The organism is Alcanivorax sp. P2S70 (genome assembly GCF_000475295.1).
Taxonomy (GTDB): domain Bacteria; phylum Pseudomonadota; class Gammaproteobacteria; order Pseudomonadales; family Alcanivoracaceae; genus Alcanivorax; species Alcanivorax profundi.
The window spans coordinates 17369-35440 of record NZ_AXBZ01000014.1; the positions used below are offsets into that span (position 1 = coordinate 17369).

Genomic DNA, 18072 nt, shown 5'->3' on the forward strand with positions numbered 1-18072 from the left:
GCAATCTCCTTGGTTGCGGCGATTATACATGCTGCAACGAGTTGATCGGAAATCTGTTTCTTTTGGAACTGCTGGGTGAGTTTCGACTCCAAACAAGCATGGAGGGTTCTGGACAGCGCGGCCGGAACACCGTAAAACCGCCCGACTGTCACAGGGAGTTTACTATGCAATTGCGTCACTATTACCGAACAGGTCTGGCACTGGTCTTGATGATGTTGGCGGTGCTGGGGCGTGCCGAAGCGGATCCTCGCCAAGTAGTAGAGGAGGCTGTCGAGCGCATGACGTCCCGCATTGAGGCTGAGCGTGCCCAGCTGGAGGCCAATCCGGACAAGGCTCGGCAGCTGGTTCGCGAAGAGCTGGCGGATCTGGTGGATTTCAAGCGTATCACCCGGATGGTGATGGGGGATTACTTTGGGCCTTCCTCCAAGGAGCAGAAATACCGGTTCCTGGACGTGTTCAAGAACAGCCTGATCAATACCTATGCCTCAGGCATTACGTTGTATGACGGCCAGCAGATTACAACCCTGCCCATGGAAGAGGGTGATCGTCGTGGCGATTACGCAAGGGTACGTATGGAAATCCGGACCAACTCGGGCAAGACCGTACCGATCTACTACACTTTGTTTCTGCGCGATGGCCAATGGAGGGTGATCAATGTGTACGTGAATGGCCTGGATTTGGCGGATACCTTCAAGAGCCAGTTCACCCAGGGCATGCAGCAGTACAATGATATCGACAAGGTGATCGATAACTGGTCGGCGGATGCCAATATCGACACCGGCCTGAAAGACAAGCCCAAGAGCTGACTCCGGCCGTGCCGTGGCAAGCTCGCCGCGGCTCGCGTATTATTGCGCCTTTGACAGGAGCGGGTTTCATCCCGCTCCTGTGCCGTTTGGGGCCATTGCGCCCGGGAAAAGGAGCAATCATGAATCCGGAAGAGGTAAAAGCGCTGGTGGAAGCCGGTTTCGACGGTGCCGATGTGGCCGTGGAAGGTGGCGGTGACCGTTTCCAGATTCGCGTGGTGTCCGATGCCTTCGAGGGTCTGATGCCGGTGAAGAAGCAGCAGCTGGTGTACGCCACCATTAATGCGCAAATCCAGAGTAATACCATCCACGCGGTGCAGATCATCACCTTTACCCCTGCCGAGTGGGAAAAAGCCCAGAAGATGGGGCTGGCCTGAGTCAGCCCATGGGCCCTTCAAGACACGTCTAGAGACCGTTCATGGATAAATTGATCATCACTGGCGGCCGCCGCCTTGACGGCGAGATCCGGATTTCCGGCGCCAAGAATGCCGCCCTGCCGATTCTGGCTGCCACCCTGCTGGCCGATGAGCCGGTCACCGTGGGCAACCTGCCTCACTTGCAGGATGTCACCACCCTGATCGAGTTGCTCGGTCGTATGGGGGTCGAAGTGGTGATCGATGACCGCATGCACGTGGAGGTGAATGCCAGCACCATCAAGGAACTGGTGGCACCCTATGAGCTGGTGAAAACCATGCGGGCCTCGATTCTGGTGCTGGGGCCGATGGTGGCGCATTTCGGCAAGGCCACGGTGTCCCTGCCCGGGGGCTGTGCCATTGGCTCCCGTCCGGTGGATATTCACCTCAGCGGTCTGGAGGCCATGGGGGCCGAGATCGAGGTGACCAATGGCTATGTTCACGCCAGCGTGGACGGTCGCCTGCAGGGTGCGAGAATTGTCATGGATACCGTGACAGTGACGGGCACCGAAAACCTGATGATGGCCGCCGCGCTGGCGGAAGGCACCACCTATCTGGAAAACGCGGCTCGCGAACCGGAAGTGGTGGATCTGGCCAATTTCATCAACGCCATGGGTGGCAAAATCTCCGGTGCCGGTACCGATACCATTACCATTGAAGGGGTAGAGCGCCTCGGCGGTTGCCACCACCAGGTGGTGGCGGACCGAATCGAAACCGGGACCTACCTGATTGCAGCGGCCATCACGGGCGGACGTATCAAGACCAAGGATACGGTGCCCGGAATTCTGGACGCGGTGCTACAAAAGCTGAAAGAGGCGGGCGCCACCATTACCACTGGTGACGACTGGATCGAGCTGGATATGGAAGGGCGCCGCCCCAAGGCGGTGTCCCTGCGCACCGCACCGTACCCGGCGATGCCCACTGACATGCAGGCCCAGTTCATGGCCCTGAACCTGATTGCCGAGGGAACCGGTACCATTGTCGAGACGGTGTTTGAAAACCGCTTCATGCACGTGCAGGAAATGAACCGCATGGGCGCCGACATCGAAGTACAAGGCAATACCGCCATCTGCCGGGGTGTCGAGCAGCTCACGGGCGCACCGGTGATGGCCACTGACCTGCGAGCATCGGCATCGCTGGTGATTGCGGCGCTGGCGGCAGAAGGGGAAACCATCGTAGATCGCATCTACCACATTGATCGTGGCTACGAGTGTATTGAAGAGAAACTGCAATCGCTGGGCGCGGTGATTCGCCGTGTGCCCCGATAACGGAAGCCTCATGACCAAACCGTTGACCATTGCCCTTTCCAAGGGCCGCATTCTCAAGGAAACCCTGCCGCTGTTGAAGGCGGCAGGCATTGAGCTGCTGGAAGATCCCTCTGCGTCACGCAAACTGATCTTCGACACCACCCGTGATGACGTGAAGATCATCATTATCCGCGCCACCGACGTACCGCCCTATGTGCAGCACGGTGCCGCCGATATCGGCGTGGCTGGTAAAGATGTCCTGATGGAGCATGGCGCGGACGGTGTGTTCGAGCCGCTGGATCTGAATATCGCGCGTTGCAAGTTGATGGTCGCCGCCCTCAACGATGCCCCGGAAGTGGGGAGCCGCCTGCGTGTCGCCACCAAGTTCGTCAATGTGGCCAAGGCGTATTTTGCCGAGCAGGGCAAGCAGGCCGAAGTGATCAAACTGTACGGCGCCATGGAACTGGCGCCATTGGTGGGGCTGGCTGACCGTATCGTGGATATCGTTGATACGGGGAATACCCTGCGAGCCAACGGTCTGGAACCTACCGAGCTGATTGCGCATATCTCTACCCGGGTGATCGTCAACCGCGCGAGCATGAAGACCCGGCATGCGGATATCCAGGCGATCCTGGACAAGCTGGAAGCGGCAGTCGCCTCGCGCAAAGAGTAGTCGCGCAAAGACGAAAAGCGTTTATTACCGCAGAGGCCACAGGGCAAAACCCTTTTTGCATCGAGTGGGCGAAAGGTTCTGCTGATCCAGCTGATAGAAAATTCCCGGTTTTTCCCTCAGTGAATTCTGTGTCCTCTGTGGTAAAACTGGACTTTGATTTTGACTCTTACGGTACCCAAACATGGAAACCACCTGGCTCAACACTCAAGACGCTGACTTCGATGCCCAGCTGACGGCCCTGACCGCCTGGTCCGAGGAGCGCGATGCGGAAGTGGCCGAGCGGGTTCAGGGCATCCTGCGGGATGTGGCCAAACGCGGTGATGCTGCGTTGGTGGAGTACACCGCCCGGTTTGATCGTCGCGAGGTCAGTGCCGCCGCAGATCTGGTGGTGGGTGAGGACCAGCTGCAGGCCGCCCTGGCGCGGATTCCGACAGAACAGCGTGAGGCGCTGGAAGCGGCAGCGGCACGGGTGCGCAGCTATCACGAAAAGCAGAAACAGGATTCCTGGTCTTACCGTGAGGCCGATGGCACCTTGCTTGGCCAGCAGGTGACGCCGCTGGACCGTGCAGGGATCTATGTGCCCGGTGGCAAGGCGGCCTATCCCAGCTCGGTGTTGATGAACGCCTTGCCCGCCAAGGTGGCGGGCGTGAATGAGATTATCATGGTATCTCCGGCACCGGGGGGCGAGCTCAACGATATGGTGCTGGCGGCGGCGGCCATCGCCGGGGTAGACCGGTTTATTTCGGTGGGGGGCGCCCAGGCGGTGGCGGCACTGGCCTACGGCACGGACACCGTGCCGGCGGTGGACAAGATTGTCGGCCCCGGCAATATCTACGTGGCGGAAGCCAAGCGCCAGGTGTTCGGCAAGGTAGGCATCGACATGATCGCCGGCCCGTCGGAAATTCTGGTGGTGTGTGACGGCAAAACCGATCCGGACTGGATTGCCATGGACCTGTTTTCCCAGGCGGAACACGATGAGGAGGCTCAGGCGATCCTTTTGTGCCCGGACGCGGATTACCTCAAGCAGGTCGCTGACGCTATGGAAACACTGGCCCAGACGCTGGAGCGTGAGGCCATCATCCGGACCTCCATGAAAAACCGGGGGGCGCTGATTCAGGTGAAAGATCTGGATGAGGCCATCGACATTGCCAATGTGATTGCCTCCGAACACCTGGAGCTATCCATCGATGACGCGGAAGCGTGGGCGAAAAAAATCCGCCACGCGGGAGCCATTTTCCTGGGGCGTCATACCCCTGAGGCCCTGGGTGACTACTGCGCCGGGCCCAATCACGTGTTGCCGACCAGTGCGACGGCACGCTTTTCTTCACCGCTGGGGGTGTACGATTTCCAGAAGCGCAGCTCCCTGATCGGCTGCTCCCCGGAGGGGGCCAGCGCCCTGGCCGGCATCGCCTCGCCCCTGGCGCGCGGCGAAAGCCTCACTGCCCATGCCCGCAGCGCAGAATTCAGAATCAACAAGGCGTCAGACGTCTGACGTCCAACGTCGGACGGAAAAACTATGAGCAAATACTGGAGTGACTTTGTTCATCAGCTGGAGCCCTACGTGCCGGGTGAGCAGCCGACGATGAGCAAGCTGGTCAAACTGAATACCAATGAGCACCCGCTGGGCCCGTCACCCCGGGTGATCGAGGCCATTCGGGAGCAGGCGGATGCGCGTCTGCGGTTGTATCCGGATCCGGATAGCGGGCAGCTGAAGGAAGCCATCGCCGGGTACTACGCGGATAAGGGTTACGGCATTACCCGTGATCAGGTTTTTGTCGGCAATGGTTCCGATGAGGTATTGGCGCACCTGTTTCTGGGGTTCTTCAAGCAGGACAAGCCGCTGCTGTTCCCGGACATCACCTACAGCTTCTACAAGGTGTATTGCGGGTTATACCAGATCGAGTATGACGCGGTGCCCTTGAACGAGGCGCTGGCCATTTCGGTGGACGACTATCTCAAGCCCAATGGCGGGATTATCTTCCCGAATCCCAATGCGCCGACCGGACAGTTGTTGCCTCTGCGCGATATTGAACGCCTGTTGCAAGCCAATACGGAATCACTGGTGGTGGTGGACGAAGCCTACATCGATTTCGGGGGTGACACGGCCATTGCGCTGGTCAACCGCTACCCGAATTTGCTGGTGACCCAGACGTTGTCCAAATCCCGTTCTCTGGCCGGTCTGCGTATCGGTCTGGCGGTGGGCGATGCGGCCCTGATCGACGGGCTGAACCGGATCAAGGACAGTTTCAATTCCTACCCCATGGACCGGCTGGCCATTGCCGCTGGCAAGGCGGCATTTGACGACCGGGAGTGGTTCGAAAAAGGCTGCGATCTGGTGATCCAGCAACGGGAGTGGCTGGATGAGGCGTTGAGCCAGCGCGGTTTTGAGGGGCTGCCCTCTGCGGCCAATTTCCTGTTCACCCGTCACCCGAAACACAGTGGCGAAAGCCTGGCCAGGGGGCTGCGGGAGCAGGGCGTAATCGTGCGTCATTTTGGCAAGCCCGAACGCATCGCCGACTACCTGCGCATTACCGTCGGCACCCCGGAGCAAAATCAGGCCTTGATTGAAGCGCTGGATACGCTGCTGTAGGACGGTAAGCCTGAAGGCCTGAGAGCCCCCTTGCGGGCAAAGAGACGCATCAGGTCACGCCTTGCTCCGCAAGGCGTTATCCAGAGGTTAATCGGTCTCGGCAGGGGGGCGTGTTCCGATCACCACCTCGACAGCCAGGGGCTGGCGATTGCGGACCACATTCAACGTGACCTCGGCATTGGGCTTCATCCCGGCGATGCGATTCATGGCCTCATAGCCATCCTTCATGGGCTGGTCGTTAATGCCGACCAGGACGTCCCCGGGCTGCAGTCCCCCTTTGTGGGCGGGGCTGTCCACGACGACCTCTGCAATCAGCCCTCCGCGCACTTCCTCCAGACCAAAGGTGTCGGCCAGCGAGGGGGTGATGTCCTGTACCGTGACGCCCAGATAGCCGCGAATAACCCGGCCGTGTTCGATCAGGTCGCTCATCACTTCCTTGGCGATTGAGGCGGGAGTGGCAAAGCCAATCCCCTGCCAGGAGCCGTCAGCGGAGAGGATGGCGGTGTTGATGCCAATCAGATGGCCGTTGGTATCAATCAGCGCGCCCCCGGAATTCCCCCGGTTAATGGCTGCATCGGTCTGGATAAAATTCTCGAAGGTCGCAATGCCCAGATGGCTGCGACCGGTGGCACTGACAATACCCATGGACACCGTCTGTCCGACACCCAGCGGGTTGCCGATGGCGAGTACCACGTCGCCTACCTGAACCGGGCCGTTACCGTTGAGCTCCACCTCTGGCAGGTTTTCCAGGGCGATGTGCAAGAGTGCCAGGTCAGTTTCCGGGTCCGCCCCGACGACTCGTGCCGGTGCGTCACGACCATCGCGCAGTGCTACCAGGATTTCGTCCGCATCGCGGATCACGTGATGGCTGGTGAGAACATAGCCGGCATCGTCCACAATGACCCCGGAACCCAGGCTGCTCAGCGCGCGTTCCCGGCGGGGTTGCTCCATGAACCGATTGAAGAGAGGTGATTCGGCATCGTCGTCGCTGGTCACGACCTGACTGGTGAAGATGTTAACCACCGCGGGAGCGGCATGGGTGACGGCGCCGGCATAGCTGGCAACACCGGTGTCGTGGCGTGCGGGCTGGGCGCTCGGGCCCCATTCATACCACCACAGCACAGCCAGACCGACGGCAAGCCCGGCAAAGATAGGTCCGGCAAAAAAACGAAAGACTCTGACCACCGACAGTGCCCCCATGGTGTGCGTATTCCGGCGCGATTCGGCTTGGCTGCGGCCCCGTTTGGCGGGTGACAAGACAAGTGCAGGCCCGGATAGGTAAACTGCGCGCATAGTAGGGCCTGTGGAGTGGAAATTCTACCGCCGTTCGGGGGATAGAGGGGGCTCCAGGGTCAGGAATGTTGATCTTTTCCGGTAGGTGTCATGCTCAAGCGCGATTACATGTTGTCCATGCTCGACCAGGAACTGGCCGCGGACCGCTTTCAGGATTACTGCCCCAACGGGCTTCAGGTGGAAGGGCGCGAGCAGATACGGCGAGTGGTCAGTGGCGTGACGGCCTGCCAGGCCCTGATTGATGCCGCTATTGTCGAGGATGCGGATGCGATCCTGGTCCATCATGGCTATTTCTGGAAAGGGGAAGATCAGCGAGTCCGCGGCATGAAAAAACAGCGCTTGCAGACCTTGCTGCGCCACGATATCAACCTGTTTGCCTATCACTTGCCGCTGGATGCCCATCCCACCCTTGGCAACAATGCGCAACTGGCCCGCCGGTTGGGGCTGATCACCGAGGGCGGACTGGACGATTCGCCGCTTCCGGTCGGTAACATCGGTCGCCTGGATAGCCCCATGTCTGCCGAAGAGTTCAGTGCCCATGCCGAAGCGGTGTTGGGGCGTACCCCTCTGCATGTGGGGGATCCCGGCGACGAGATTGAGACCATTGGCTGGTGCACGGGCGGTGCCCAGGGATTTATTGAAAAGGCGCAACTCAAGGGCGTGGATGCCTACCTGAGTGGCGAGATTTCCGAGCCTACCACCCATTTCGCCCGCGAGACCGGCATTCACTATTTTGCCTGTGGTCATCATGCCACAGAGCGTTATGGGGTCATGGCGCTGGGGCAATGGCTCAGCGACAATTACGGCATTGAGCACACCTTTATCGACATCGATAACCCGGCCTGAACCGGGAGCAGTACGAGGGTTTCCTTTCCAACATGAAGATCACCGTTATCTACAACCCGGCGGCCGGGGGTGGCCGGGAGGCACTGCTTTGCCGTTTTGTGGCCGAGCTGGAGCAACTGGGAGCAAGGGTGCGCTTGTATCACACCACCGGGCCCAATGACGCGACGCGCTACCTGAATGAGCTCGAGGATCAGGGCGATTGTGTCGTGGCAGTGGGCGGTGACGGCACCACCAATGAAGTGCTCAATGGCCTGGCGCCCGGGGTTGCGCTCGGCGTGTTCGCCACCGGGACCGCCAACGTGCTGGCCAGGGAGCTTGGCCTGCCGAAAAAGCCGGAAGCCGCAGCGCGGGTGGTGGTCTGTGGAAAAAGTGTGTCAGTGACACCGGCTCGTCTGAATGGCCGCCGTTTTATCATGATGTGTGGCATTGGTTATGACGCCTGGGTAGTAGACGGGGTCAATCTCGGTATCAAGGAGCGTTTTGGCAAGCTGGCATATGTGTTGGCCATGCTTGGACAGATTCGTCGTTATGGTGAACGGCAATACCGGGTCACTGTGGACGGTCGTCCGCTGGATTGTTTCTCGGCGATCGTGACCAATGGTCGCCATTATGGCGGCAGCTTTGTGCTCAGTCGGGAAGCGAACATTCTGCGTCCACAGGTACAGGTGCTGCTGTTCCAGAAACCGGGAGTACGGTTCTTGCTGCGTTGCCTGAGCGCCCTGTTACTGGGCCGAATGGAGCGGGTGGACGGGGTCGCCTCGCTACGGGCAGAAAAAGTCCATATCCAGTGTGAGCAGGCTGCAGAGCCGGTGCAGGCGGATGGGGATCCCGCGGGGCATCTTCCCGCCGAGATTGTTGTCGATGACGCGCCTGTGCCGATGCGGGTGCCGGAGACATTTCTTCCGTAGGTTGGCGCGGATTGCCGGCCCCAAAGCAGGGTTGCCCGCAATCCGTTTTCGCGTCGGAACTACTTGTCCTTGCGGGGGCTGTCTTCGTTGTTGTCGTCCATGCCCTCGGCATAATCTCGAGGGGGTTCAACAATGGCGTCAGGGGTAGGGTTGTCTACATCAACAGGCTCGAAGGGGCCTTCCGGTTTGCGTCGCAGCCCGAAGTCCTCGGCCAGCGTTCCCTGGGCGCTGGGGGCGTAGTCCAGTGGGGGGTTGATCGGGTCGGAATTGTCACGGTTCGGGGCAGAATCCAGGGATTTGGCCGCTGCGCGTTTGCGCCCTCCCTCGGAACACAGTGCCTGGGCGCCTTTGGAAAGATGCTCATGGACAGTGCGGTAGGCCTGGGTCATATCGTTGACCAGTTCTGCGGTATGCAGGAAGTGGTCATCCACTTGCGAGCGGTAGTGCTCCAGTGCCTGACGGGCCTCGTCACGGTCACGAATCAGTTGCCCGGCCTGACGGCGGGCCGGTAACAGCCAGAACAGCAAGCCTGCTCCAACAATGACGCCGGCAGCAAAGCTCAATACCCCGGTTGTCAGCATATCCATGGCATACTCCTGTACACTGTCGTCAGTCTTTGACGACAACTGCGGACTATTGCAGCACAGTGCCGCGAGGTCGCCAAGGGGACAACTCGTAACAATTCATCGATGGAGGTGGCACATGGCTGAACGGCTACAGCTGGCAGGGCCGAGTGGGCAACTGGAAGCTGTTTTCGAACAGGGCAGCGATGCGCCACCTTTTGTTGCCATTGTCTGCCATCCTCATCCCTTGTTTGGTGGCACCATGGACAACAAGGTGGTGACCACATTGACGCGGCTGGTCCGGGACAAGGGGGGCGCGGTAGTGCGCTTCAACTTTCGCGGGGTGGGCGACAGTCAGGGTGCTTACAGCGATGGCATCGGTGAAACCGAAGACTTGCTGGCGATTCACAGCTGGTTACGCGAACAGTTCCCTCAGGCCCCCCTGTGGCTGGCGGGCTTTTCGTTTGGCAGTTTTGTCGCCTGTCGGGGGGCTGAAATCCTCAATGCCAATGGCATGCCCGTCAGTACCTTGCTGCTAGTGGCGCCGCCAGTTCACCATTATCCGTTCAGCGATATCGAGACCACCGGTTGTCCCGTGACGGTAGTACAGGGTGACGACGATGAGGTGGTGCCGGCGGAGCAAGTGTTCCGCTGGGCCGAGCAAACACCGTTGACCCCGGATCTGATTCGTTTCCCTGATTGCGGCCACTTCTTCCACCGTCGGTTGGTGGAACTGAAGGAAGCTGCGGCCAGTCACCTGCCAGTATCCGGTTAACGACACGCCGGCTGCCGCTTGTCAGCGCCGGGCCCCGGCGCTACATTGGCCCGCTCCACCTGCTGCCACAATGACTATGACTCCTCTTGAGCAATATCAGGCCGACCTTCAGCGCCAGGATTTCTTCCAGGATGCCGCCCAGTTGCGGGCCGTGGAAGCGCTGGATGATCTGTATCATCGCTTGCTGGCAGAGCCCTCCGGAGGAGGCTTGTTTGGGCGCTTTCGCAAGCCTCGTCCACAGATGGGGCTGTATATGTGGGGGGGCGTTGGGCGCGGCAAAACCTACCTGATGGATGTGTTCTTCGAGTCGTTACCCTTTGATCAGAAGCGCCGCATGCACTTTCACCGGTTCATGCAGAAGGTGCACCGTGAAATGCGGGAACGGCAGGGCGAGAAGAATCCGTTGATCAGCATTGCCCGGAAGTTCGCCAGCCAGGCTCGGGTGCTGTGTTTTGATGAGTTCTTTGTCACCGACATCACGGATGCGATGATTCTGGCCGGTTTAATGGAAGAACTGTTCGCCAATGGCGTCACTCTGGTCGCGACCTCCAATATTGAGCCCGATGGCCTTTATCGTGACGGCCTTCAGCGAGCGCGTTTCTTGCCTGCCATTGCCCTGCTCAAACAGCATACCCTGGTGATGAATGTGGATGGCGGTACCGATTACCGGTTAAGGCTGCTGGAGCAGGCGGAGCTGTATCACTGTCCGTTGGGTGAAACGGCTGAGGCCTATCTGCACGAGCGTTTTCATACCCTGGAGCCCGATCACTCGCGTCACCGTGATGCAGGCAATGTGTTGATTGAGGGGCGCAAGATTCCGACGGTGGTCTGTGCCGATGATGTGGTCTGGTTTGAGTTCAAGGCGCTGTGCGATGGGCCTCGAAGCCAGACTGACTACATCGAAATCGCCCGGGAATTTCACACTGTTCTGGTAGCCAATGTGGAACAGATGGGAGCGGGCAAGGATGACATGGCACGTCGCTTCATCAACATGGTCGACGAGTTCTACGACCGGGCAGTCAAACTGGTGATGACGGCAGAAACCCCCATTGAGGATATTTATGCCGGAGGGCGGTTGGATTTCGAGTTCGAACGTACCCGTTCCCGTCTTCAGGAAATGCAGTCGTCGGAATATCTCGGGCGTGAACACCGGGCTTGAAGCTTGGGACTTCCTCACGATCTTTTCACCACTATTGGCCGTATGTCTCAGGGCGAAAAGGCATTGATCTATTCGGTCATTGCCCAATGGCAGGGTCAGTGAACATCATGGGGGTATTCTGTGCCCCGGCCATTTCCGGTTTCGGGGCGGCTTCCCCAACACGAGACCGGAGAGATTCATGATCCCCCGTACGCTGTTCAATTCCGACCACGAAACCTTCCGCGATACCGTTCGCAAGTTCCTCGAAGCTGAAGCCGTTCCCAACAATGAAGAGTGGGAAAAGCAAGGCGTTGTGCCCCGTGAAATCTGGCTCAAAGCGGGTGAGCAGGGCTTCCTGTGCCCGATGGTAAAAGAGCAGTACGGTGGTATCGAAGCGGACTTCCTGTACAGCGTGGTCATCAACGAAGAGATTTCCCGTCTCGGCCTGACCGGTATCGGCTGGGGGCTTCACACCGAGATCGTGGCGCCTTATATCCAGAACAACGGTAGCGAATTCCTGAAAGAAAAGTACCTGCCGAAGATGGTTACCGGTGAGTGCATTGGCGCCATCGCCATGACCGAGCCGGGTGCGGGCTCCGACCTGCAGGGCGTGAAGACCACCGCGGTGAAGCAGGGCGATCACTACGTCCTGAACGGCTCCAAGACCTTTATCACCAACGGACAGAACGCGGACATCGTGATCGTGGTGGCCAAGACTGATCCCAGCAAGGGCGCGAAAGGTATCAGCCTGTTCGTGGTTGATTGCGATTCAGAAGGCTTCGAGAAGGGCACCAACCTGAAGAAAGTGGGCATGAAGGCCCAGGATACTTCCGAGCTGTTCTTCCAGGACGTGAAAGTGCCTGCCGAAAACCTGCTCGGTGAAGAAGGCATGGGCTTCATCTACCTGATGAAAGAACTGCCACAGGAGCGTCTGGGTATCTCCATTGGTGGCCTGGCCATGGCGGAATCAGCTCTGGAGCAGACCATCCAGTATGTGAAAGAGCGTAAGGCGTTTGGAAAATCCATTGCGGACTTCCAGAACACCCAGTTCAAAATTGCCGAGATGCACACGAAACTGGAAGTGGCTCGTTCCTATGTGGATCGCTGTCTTGAACTCCACCTCAAGAAAGAGCTGGATATTCCTACTGCTGCTGCCGGCAAATACTACATTACGGATCTTCAGTGCGAAGTGATTGATGAGTGTCTGCAGCTGCACGGTGGTTACGGTTACATGTGGGAATACCCGATTGCCCGCATGTTCGCTGACTCCCGCGTCCAGCGCATCTATGGCGGTACCAACGAGATCATGAAGACCATTATCGCCAAGGCAGTATTGGCGGACTGATTCCAGTGTCCTCCTGCACAAGTAAAAGGCTGCTTCGGCAGCCTTTTTTGTGTTGCCGGTCCGGGTTTTCAATGGCTTCTTGAGGGGGGACGGCTCCCTGACCATAACGGCGGATCTTTTACAAAAAAGCCCTGTTTAAGACAAAAAGATGGGCATACGCTCGAGGTTGCTGTATCCGCTCAGTATTGTGTATAAGAAATGAGCGTTCCAGGAATGACCTTGCGTTCAGGAAGTTACTTTCAGGAAGAGGGAGAGCAACAATGAAAAAAACGGGCGTTCTCATCGTCGGATCCACCATCGGGCTGCTGTCAGGTCAGCTAATGGCCAGCGGTTTTGCCGTGTCCTATCAATCTGTTTCAGCCATGGGTACCGCTTACGCAGGTGCGGGAGTGCTGAGCGAAAATGCTTCCAATCAATGGTATAACCCGGCGACGCTAGCCGGACTTCGTGCTACCGAAATTTCTATCCCGCTGCATCAGGTGTGGGTCGATACTGCCTTCAAATCCGACTCCGACGGTATGTCTCTGTTTGGTCCCCAGGTAGGACAGGGGAGTGGCGACTTTGACGATGTGGAGCCCTTCGTGGGCAGTGCGTTTCTGGCGGTGCCAATTAGCGAGACGATGACTTTTGGTTTGAGTATTGTTTCCCCGTTCGGTACCAAAATTGAGTATGAGAGTGGTTGGGGTAATGCCTATCTCACGCCTCCGCCGCCTGCCGGGCTGGGTACGGTCACCGCTGGCGACTTTTATGCCACGGAATCGGATCTGCAGACGGTAAATATCAATCCTTCCCTGGGGATCCAGCTGACAGACAATCTGGATGTTGGCATCGGTATCAATTACCAGACGCTTGATGCGGATATTCGCAATGCGGCGACCCGTCTCGAGGGTGATGATGATGCCATCGGCTGGAATCTTGGCCTGACCTACAGTCCTGATGATAACAACCATTTTGGTGTGGCTTACCGCTCCGAGATGAGCTACGAAGTCGAGGGTGATATCTCCTTTAGCGATGCGGGAGCACTTTTGTCCGCCTTGGGGGGGAACCCTGTTGCTCCCGGGAGTTATTCAGGCTCGGCCGATATTGATCTTCCTGCCTCTTTGCAGCTCTCATATGCTGGTGACTTGTCAGATCGGACACAGTTGTTGTTGGGCGTTGAATGGACGGAGTGGAGTTCTCTGGATGCGTTGGTGGTGGAAAGCCCTGATTTGGCATTCAACCCTACTGAAGAGTTCGACTGGGAAAACACGGCTCGCTATTCCCTGGGCCTGAATCACGCACTTGCCAGTGGCACCGTGTTGCGATTCGGGGTGGCAAAGGAAGATTCTACACAGGGCAAAGATAATCGTTCTGCGATCTCGCCAGACTCTGACCGGATCTGGGTGACCCTGGGGGCTGGGTTCAATCCGACCGATAATATGACTATCGACGTTGGCTATGCCCATATCTTTGTTGATGATGCGGATATCAGTCGTTCTGACAAGGGGGCCCAACTCAAGGGTACCTATGAGCTGGATGCTGATGTGATTGGTGCCCAGATGAGCTACCGGTTCTAATCTCAGGCGGTGTTTCCGTGATATAAAAGGCGAATCCGGTAACGGGTTCGCCTTTTTTGATCGCGCAAGGAGAAGAACATGATGAGGGTACGCAGTCTGGCGGGAGTCTTGGTGGCGCTGCTATCGATGAATGCGGTGGCTGAAATTCCCAACAGCTATCGTACTGAGCGTTGGGAAGGCGGTTTTCGTCTTTTGGGTTTGCAAGGCCAGACGCTCAATGGCGATCGAGGTTCGGAAGTTCGTATTGATGATGATATCGGCTTTGGCTTTGATTTTGCCTATAACCTGGATGAACACGTGCAATTCGGGTTTGCTCTTGAATGGGTGGATACGGACTTTCGCACCAGTAATGAGATTGATCCTGCAGGCCGGTTTGAGGGTAGTGGTGAGCTGGAGATGACTACCATGGCCTTGAATGGAACCTATCATTTCTTCCGCAAGGCGCTTACGCCCTATGTGCAAGGGGCCATTGGTGCGACGTACCTGGATACCAATGTGCCTACCGGGCCGTCGGTGCCGGTGTGCTGGTGGGATCCATGGTGGGGCTACTACTGCGGCTATGACACTCCGACGCTTTCGGACACGGTCTTCAGCTACGAAGTGGGAGCAGGTATTCGTCTTGATGTGAGTGATCGATTCTTCATGCGTGGCGGCTACAGTCAGCAGTGGCTTGATGTCGACAGGGGGGTCGATACCCTGGATCAGGGGCTGTGGCGCTTTGGAATTGGCTGGTTTTTCCAGTAGGCACAGTAGGGCGGCGTAAGCCGCCTTTTTTGTGACTTTGAGGAATGCGGTGAGGAGGTTAGTTAGTCCCAGAGCTGCGCGGCCACAGCCTTTGCCATGGCTCGATAACCGCGCGGACCAGGATGGTAGCCGTCTTCTGCCAATAGTGACGGGGGTTCCAGCTCAGGGTAATGGATATGCTGCAGGTATCCTGGGGGTTGCCCGGCTAGCTGTTTCTGTTTTTCGTCCAGCTGACGGGCGCGCCAGCCCAGTAGTTGCCGAAGTGGGCTTGGCAAGGCAGTGAAGCGGTGCATGGGCGGCACGGCAAGAAGGTATTGTCTGGCGGCCGGGCTGTGTCGCTTGAGGGCATGGCTTAGCGTCAGGAGCTGATGATAATACGCTTGGCGGCGGGTCAGGCCGGTGGTGTCGTTGACGCCCAGACTGATAAAAATGTGATCCACCGGCGCGATACTAAGGTCGTTGGCGATCTCCATGAGCGCTCCAGCGCGCGCGCCGTTGACTCCCGCGGTATGCCATTGCACCGACACGCCCCTGCTCTGATAGAGCTGACGCGCCAGTTGGCTCGCCAATCCCTGACGCTGGTGCTCCACGCCGACCCCGGCAGCAGTCGATTCGCCTATCACCAAAAGCCGTTGTGAGGGGGGCCCGTGCCCCCACTGACCATGGCGGGCCCCGTCGGCCTCAGGCAGGCGCAGGGTGGTGCGGCGAGTGTGCAGGGCCTGTGCCATCAGTACAGGGCTTAGCAGGCCGGTGCACAGCCAGAAGGGCAGATGCATCGGGTTAGCCCGCGAACACTTTCTTGGCCAGCGGCAGGCTTTTGGCTCCGCCGACGGCGACGGTTGTGAGCAGGCCGCCAATCATGGCGCCAACCACCCCGCAGGTCATGATGTCCTGGCCGGTCAGGTAGAGGCCGGGGATGCGGGTTTTCGGTTTTAGCCAGTCCTGCTCAAACCGCTGGGGTGTGTGGTCAAGACCGTAGATTTCGCCGCTGGGATAGCGGCAGAAATAATCCGTTGATAACGGCGTCGAGAGCTCGTAGTAGTCTACCTTGCCTCGCAGATGCGGCATTTTTTCGTAGAGTTTCTCCAGCAAGCGCTGGGCGTATTCTTCCTTGAGCGCCTCGTAGTCGTCGCCACGTTTGCCCCATGGCTTGTCGGCCCACTGCTGGTACCACTCGAAGGGCCCGGGGGCGACGATTTCGATGGTGGCGCGCCCGGGGTAACGTTCTGTGAAGCTGGGATCCTTGGCAGAGGGGAACGAAATATAGGTCAGTGGAATATCGTGGTTATCCGGGTCGGCCAGAAACTGCGCAACCTGTTGCTTGTGATCGGTGCCGGGGTAAATCCAGAAATTGGTCTTCGGTAGCTGCAGGTTCTCTGCGGTGTCCTGCAGGCCAATATACAGGCATACACTGGCCATTGAGCGCTGCACCTGGCCCAGCTTCATTTGATAGAAATCCTTGTGGGGGGCGCTCTCTGGCAGCAGGGGGCCAAAGGTATTGAATACCCCGGCGTTACTGATGATAGCGGGGGCATGGATCTCTGTGCCGTCAGCCATGCGCACCCCGACGGCTTTACTCTTTTCGATCAGGATTTCTTGTACATCGGCGTAGGTAAAGACTTCGCCGCCGCTTTGCTGGATCACCGGAATGATGGTTTTGGCCATTTCCGATGCGCCGCCGACAGGATAGTAACCACCATGCAGATAATGGCGGGCAATCAGGGCATGAATGATAAAGCTGGAATCGTTGGGAACCAGGCCGTTGTCTCCCCATTGACCGGTGAGCGCGGCAATCAGCTCTTCGTTGCGGGTCAGGGTCAGCAGCACGTCGCGGGTCGGCCGGTTCAGGAAGTCCGGTGCCTTGCGGCGGGCAAGGAAGCGGAAGGGACTGGCCAGAAGGTCGGGCATGACTTTGGCGAGGGTGACGCCGGGCATGGCAGCAGAGACCTGTGACAGATAGCCAAGATAAGTGTCGATGGCGCGTTCTTCATCCGGGAACTGTTTCTTTAGCTCGTCGGCAAAGGCTTTCGGGCCTGCAACCAGATCAATCTGGCGCTCCCCGATAAACAGTCGATCGTAGACCGGGTCCATCGGTGCCCATTGCAGCTGGTTGTCGGTGACCAGATCAAACAGGCGACGGCCCATGGTCTTTGTGCTGCCCATATCGCCAATGTAATGCACCCCCACATCCCATTCGTAGCCATTGCGGTCGTAACTGTGGGTGAATCCCCCTGCGGTGTAGTGCTGCTCCAGGACCAGCACTTTTTTGCCAAGCTTGCTGAGGCAGGCGGCGGCGGTCAGGCCACCAATGCCGGAACCGATGACGATGGCGTCATAGCCGCTCTCCAGTCGGTTGGCGCGATAGCGTCGTCCGACGCGTAGGGTGCTGGGTTGTGGGCTGCTCATGGGGAATCCTCGTTATTATCGGTAGCGCGGTTGGTGTCGGCGATGGCCCCTTCCAGCAACAGGCTGGTGATGCCTTCGGCAAGATGGGGTTCGGCATCGGCGTTCGGCAGATGGCCGTCAATAGTCAGCTGGGACAGACCATGGACCAGTGACCAGGCGGTGGCGGTCATTAGTGCCAGCGGCATGGGTTTCAGATAGCCGCTGTGGCGCGCCCGTTCTACGGTGTCCTCCAAAACCTGGAAGGCTGCCTTGCCGGCGTCGTCCAGTCGTGGGTGGACTCCGCGGGGCAGCACCTGCCCGCCGAACATTAGCCGGTACAGGTTGGGCTCGTCCTGGGCAAAGCGAACATAGGCGAGGCCAATGCCAATCAGTGCTTGCCGTGGCGGGGTGTGCTTCACCTGCAGCAGGCGTTGGCGTAATGCTTCGAAGCCACTGATCGCCAGTTCCGCCAACAGGCTTTCCCGGTCGGCAAAATGGCGATATAGCGCCGGAGCGCTGACGCCAATCTGCTTGGCCAGGGCCCGCAGGCTGATGGCGCTGTCACCGTGCTCGCGTACCACGGCAAGCGCCTGGTCATGGACCTGCTGCTGGAGATCGCCGTGGTGGTAAGCGGTGCGTGCCATAGATGTCCATCGCTATAAGTTAACGGTGTTAACATTGGCATGAGCGACATGCTGGCGTCAAGAGTCCGGGTTCAGCTGTTGCGAGCTGGTGGCAGCGATGGCGCAAGATCAAGCCTCGCCGCTGCTGGCTGGCAGGGGTGCCGGAACCG

At 58.6% G+C, this 18072-nt stretch carries 18 protein-coding genes; 13 read left to right on the forward strand and 5 right to left on the reverse strand.

All coding sequences use genetic code 11. The features are described from left to right. Nucleotides 1-164: 164 nt before the first annotated feature. From Q672_RS23720 to hisC, 6 genes are all read left to right on the forward strand, one after another. On the forward strand, nt 165-806 hold the full coding sequence (locus tag Q672_RS23720) for an MlaC/ttg2D family ABC transporter substrate-binding protein (protein ID WP_022984947.1): 642 nt from the start codon (nt 165-167) through the stop codon (nt 804-806). A gap of 119 nt (nt 807-925) precedes the next feature. Next, entirely contained in the window at nt 926-1180 is a 255-nt protein-coding gene (locus Q672_RS23725; protein WP_022984948.1) for a BolA family protein, read from the forward strand. A gap of 41 nt (nt 1181-1221) precedes the next feature. Further along, complete coding sequence (murA, locus tag Q672_RS23730; RefSeq protein WP_022984949.1) at nt 1222-2484, forward strand: UDP-N-acetylglucosamine 1-carboxyvinyltransferase; 1263 nt, start codon at nt 1222-1224, stop codon at nt 2482-2484. A gap of 10 nt (nt 2485-2494) precedes the next feature. Next, on the forward strand, nt 2495-3136 hold the full coding sequence (hisG, locus tag Q672_RS23735) for an ATP phosphoribosyltransferase (RefSeq protein WP_022984950.1): 642 nt from the start codon (nt 2495-2497) through the stop codon (nt 3134-3136). A gap of 181 nt (nt 3137-3317) precedes the next feature. Further along, nucleotides 3318-4628 (forward strand): histidinol dehydrogenase, encoded by a 1311-nt coding sequence (hisD, locus tag Q672_RS23740; RefSeq protein WP_022984951.1) that lies wholly within the window; start codon nt 3318-3320, stop codon nt 4626-4628. Nucleotides 4629-4652: 24 nt separating this feature from the next. Beyond that, a complete protein-coding gene (gene hisC / locus Q672_RS23745) occupies nt 4653-5726 on the forward strand; it encodes a histidinol-phosphate transaminase (RefSeq protein WP_022984952.1) in 1074 nt (357 codons plus the stop codon). An 87-nt stretch (nt 5727-5813) separates the two neighbouring features. On the opposite strand, the gene Q672_RS23750 is transcribed toward hisC, so the two are convergent. After that, nucleotides 5814-6926 carry a trypsin-like peptidase domain-containing protein gene (locus Q672_RS23750; protein WP_022984953.1) on the reverse strand — a complete coding sequence of 371 codons (1113 nt, stop codon included), beginning with the start codon at nt 6924-6926 and terminating at the stop codon, nt 5814-5816. 183 nt (nt 6927-7109) lie between these two features. On the opposite strand from Q672_RS23750, the gene Q672_RS23755 reads away from it, so the two are divergent. Both Q672_RS23755 and Q672_RS23760 read left to right on the forward strand, forming a co-directional pair. Beyond that, nucleotides 7110-7865, forward strand: a complete 756-nt coding sequence (locus Q672_RS23755) for a Nif3-like dinuclear metal center hexameric protein (RefSeq protein ID WP_022984954.1) — start codon at nt 7110-7112, stop codon at nt 7863-7865. Between the two features lie 32 nt (nt 7866-7897). After that, nucleotides 7898-8773: a diacylglycerol/lipid kinase family protein gene (locus Q672_RS23760; protein ID WP_022984955.1), complete on the forward strand. Its 876-nt coding sequence runs from the start codon at nt 7898-7900 to the stop codon at nt 8771-8773. Between the two features lie 59 nt (nt 8774-8832). Here Q672_RS23760 and Q672_RS23765 read toward each other — a convergent pair whose 3' ends face one another. Beyond that, nucleotides 8833-9360, reverse strand: a complete 528-nt coding sequence (locus Q672_RS23765; protein ID WP_022984956.1) for a YhcB family protein — start codon at nt 9358-9360, stop codon at nt 8833-8835. Between Q672_RS23765 and Q672_RS23770 the strand changes: the two genes are divergently transcribed. From Q672_RS23770 to Q672_RS23790, 5 genes are all read left to right on the forward strand, one after another. Further along, nucleotides 9359-10111, forward strand: coding sequence for an alpha/beta hydrolase (locus Q672_RS23770; RefSeq protein WP_152521820.1), 753 nt, complete (start codon nt 9359-9361; stop codon nt 10109-10111). The two genes, Q672_RS23765 and Q672_RS23770, sit on opposite strands and share 2 nt — an antisense overlap. A 76-nt stretch (nt 10112-10187) precedes the next feature. Next, on the forward strand, nt 10188-11270 hold the full coding sequence (gene zapE, locus Q672_RS23775; RefSeq protein ID WP_022984958.1) for a cell division protein ZapE: 1083 nt from the start codon (nt 10188-10190) through the stop codon (nt 11268-11270). Between the two features lie 178 nt (nt 11271-11448). After that, nucleotides 11449-12594 carry an acyl-CoA dehydrogenase family protein gene (locus Q672_RS23780; protein WP_022984959.1) on the forward strand — a complete coding sequence of 382 codons (1146 nt, stop codon included), beginning with the start codon at nt 11449-11451 and terminating at the stop codon, nt 12592-12594. 260 nt (nt 12595-12854) lie between these two features. Beyond that, nucleotides 12855-14150: an OmpP1/FadL family transporter gene (locus Q672_RS23785; RefSeq protein ID WP_022984960.1), complete on the forward strand. Its 1296-nt coding sequence runs from the start codon at nt 12855-12857 to the stop codon at nt 14148-14150. A 78-nt stretch (nt 14151-14228) separates the two neighbouring features. Then, the gene (locus tag Q672_RS23790) at nt 14229-14894 is read left to right on the forward strand and encodes an outer membrane protein (RefSeq protein WP_022984961.1); all 666 of its coding nucleotides are present in this window, start codon (nt 14229-14231) and stop codon (nt 14892-14894) included. A 62-nt stretch (nt 14895-14956) separates the two neighbouring features. On the opposite strand, the gene Q672_RS23795 is transcribed toward Q672_RS23790, so the two are convergent. The 3 genes from Q672_RS23795 to Q672_RS23805 are packed head-to-tail and all read right to left on the reverse strand — an operon-like array spanning nt 14957 to nt 17923. Next, nucleotides 14957-15670: an SGNH/GDSL hydrolase family protein gene (locus Q672_RS23795; RefSeq protein ID WP_022984962.1), complete on the reverse strand. Its 714-nt coding sequence runs from the start codon at nt 15668-15670 to the stop codon at nt 14957-14959. 4 nt (nt 15671-15674) lie between these two features. Further along, nucleotides 15675-17300 (reverse strand): phytoene desaturase family protein, encoded by a 1626-nt coding sequence (locus Q672_RS23800; protein WP_022984963.1) that lies wholly within the window; start codon nt 17298-17300, stop codon nt 15675-15677. Beyond that, entirely contained in the window at nt 17297-17923 is a 627-nt protein-coding gene (locus tag Q672_RS23805; protein ID WP_022984964.1) for a TetR/AcrR family transcriptional regulator, read from the reverse strand. The genes Q672_RS23800 and Q672_RS23805 overlap by 4 nt, the downstream gene beginning before the upstream one ends. Nucleotides 17924-18072 lie beyond the last annotated feature (149 nt).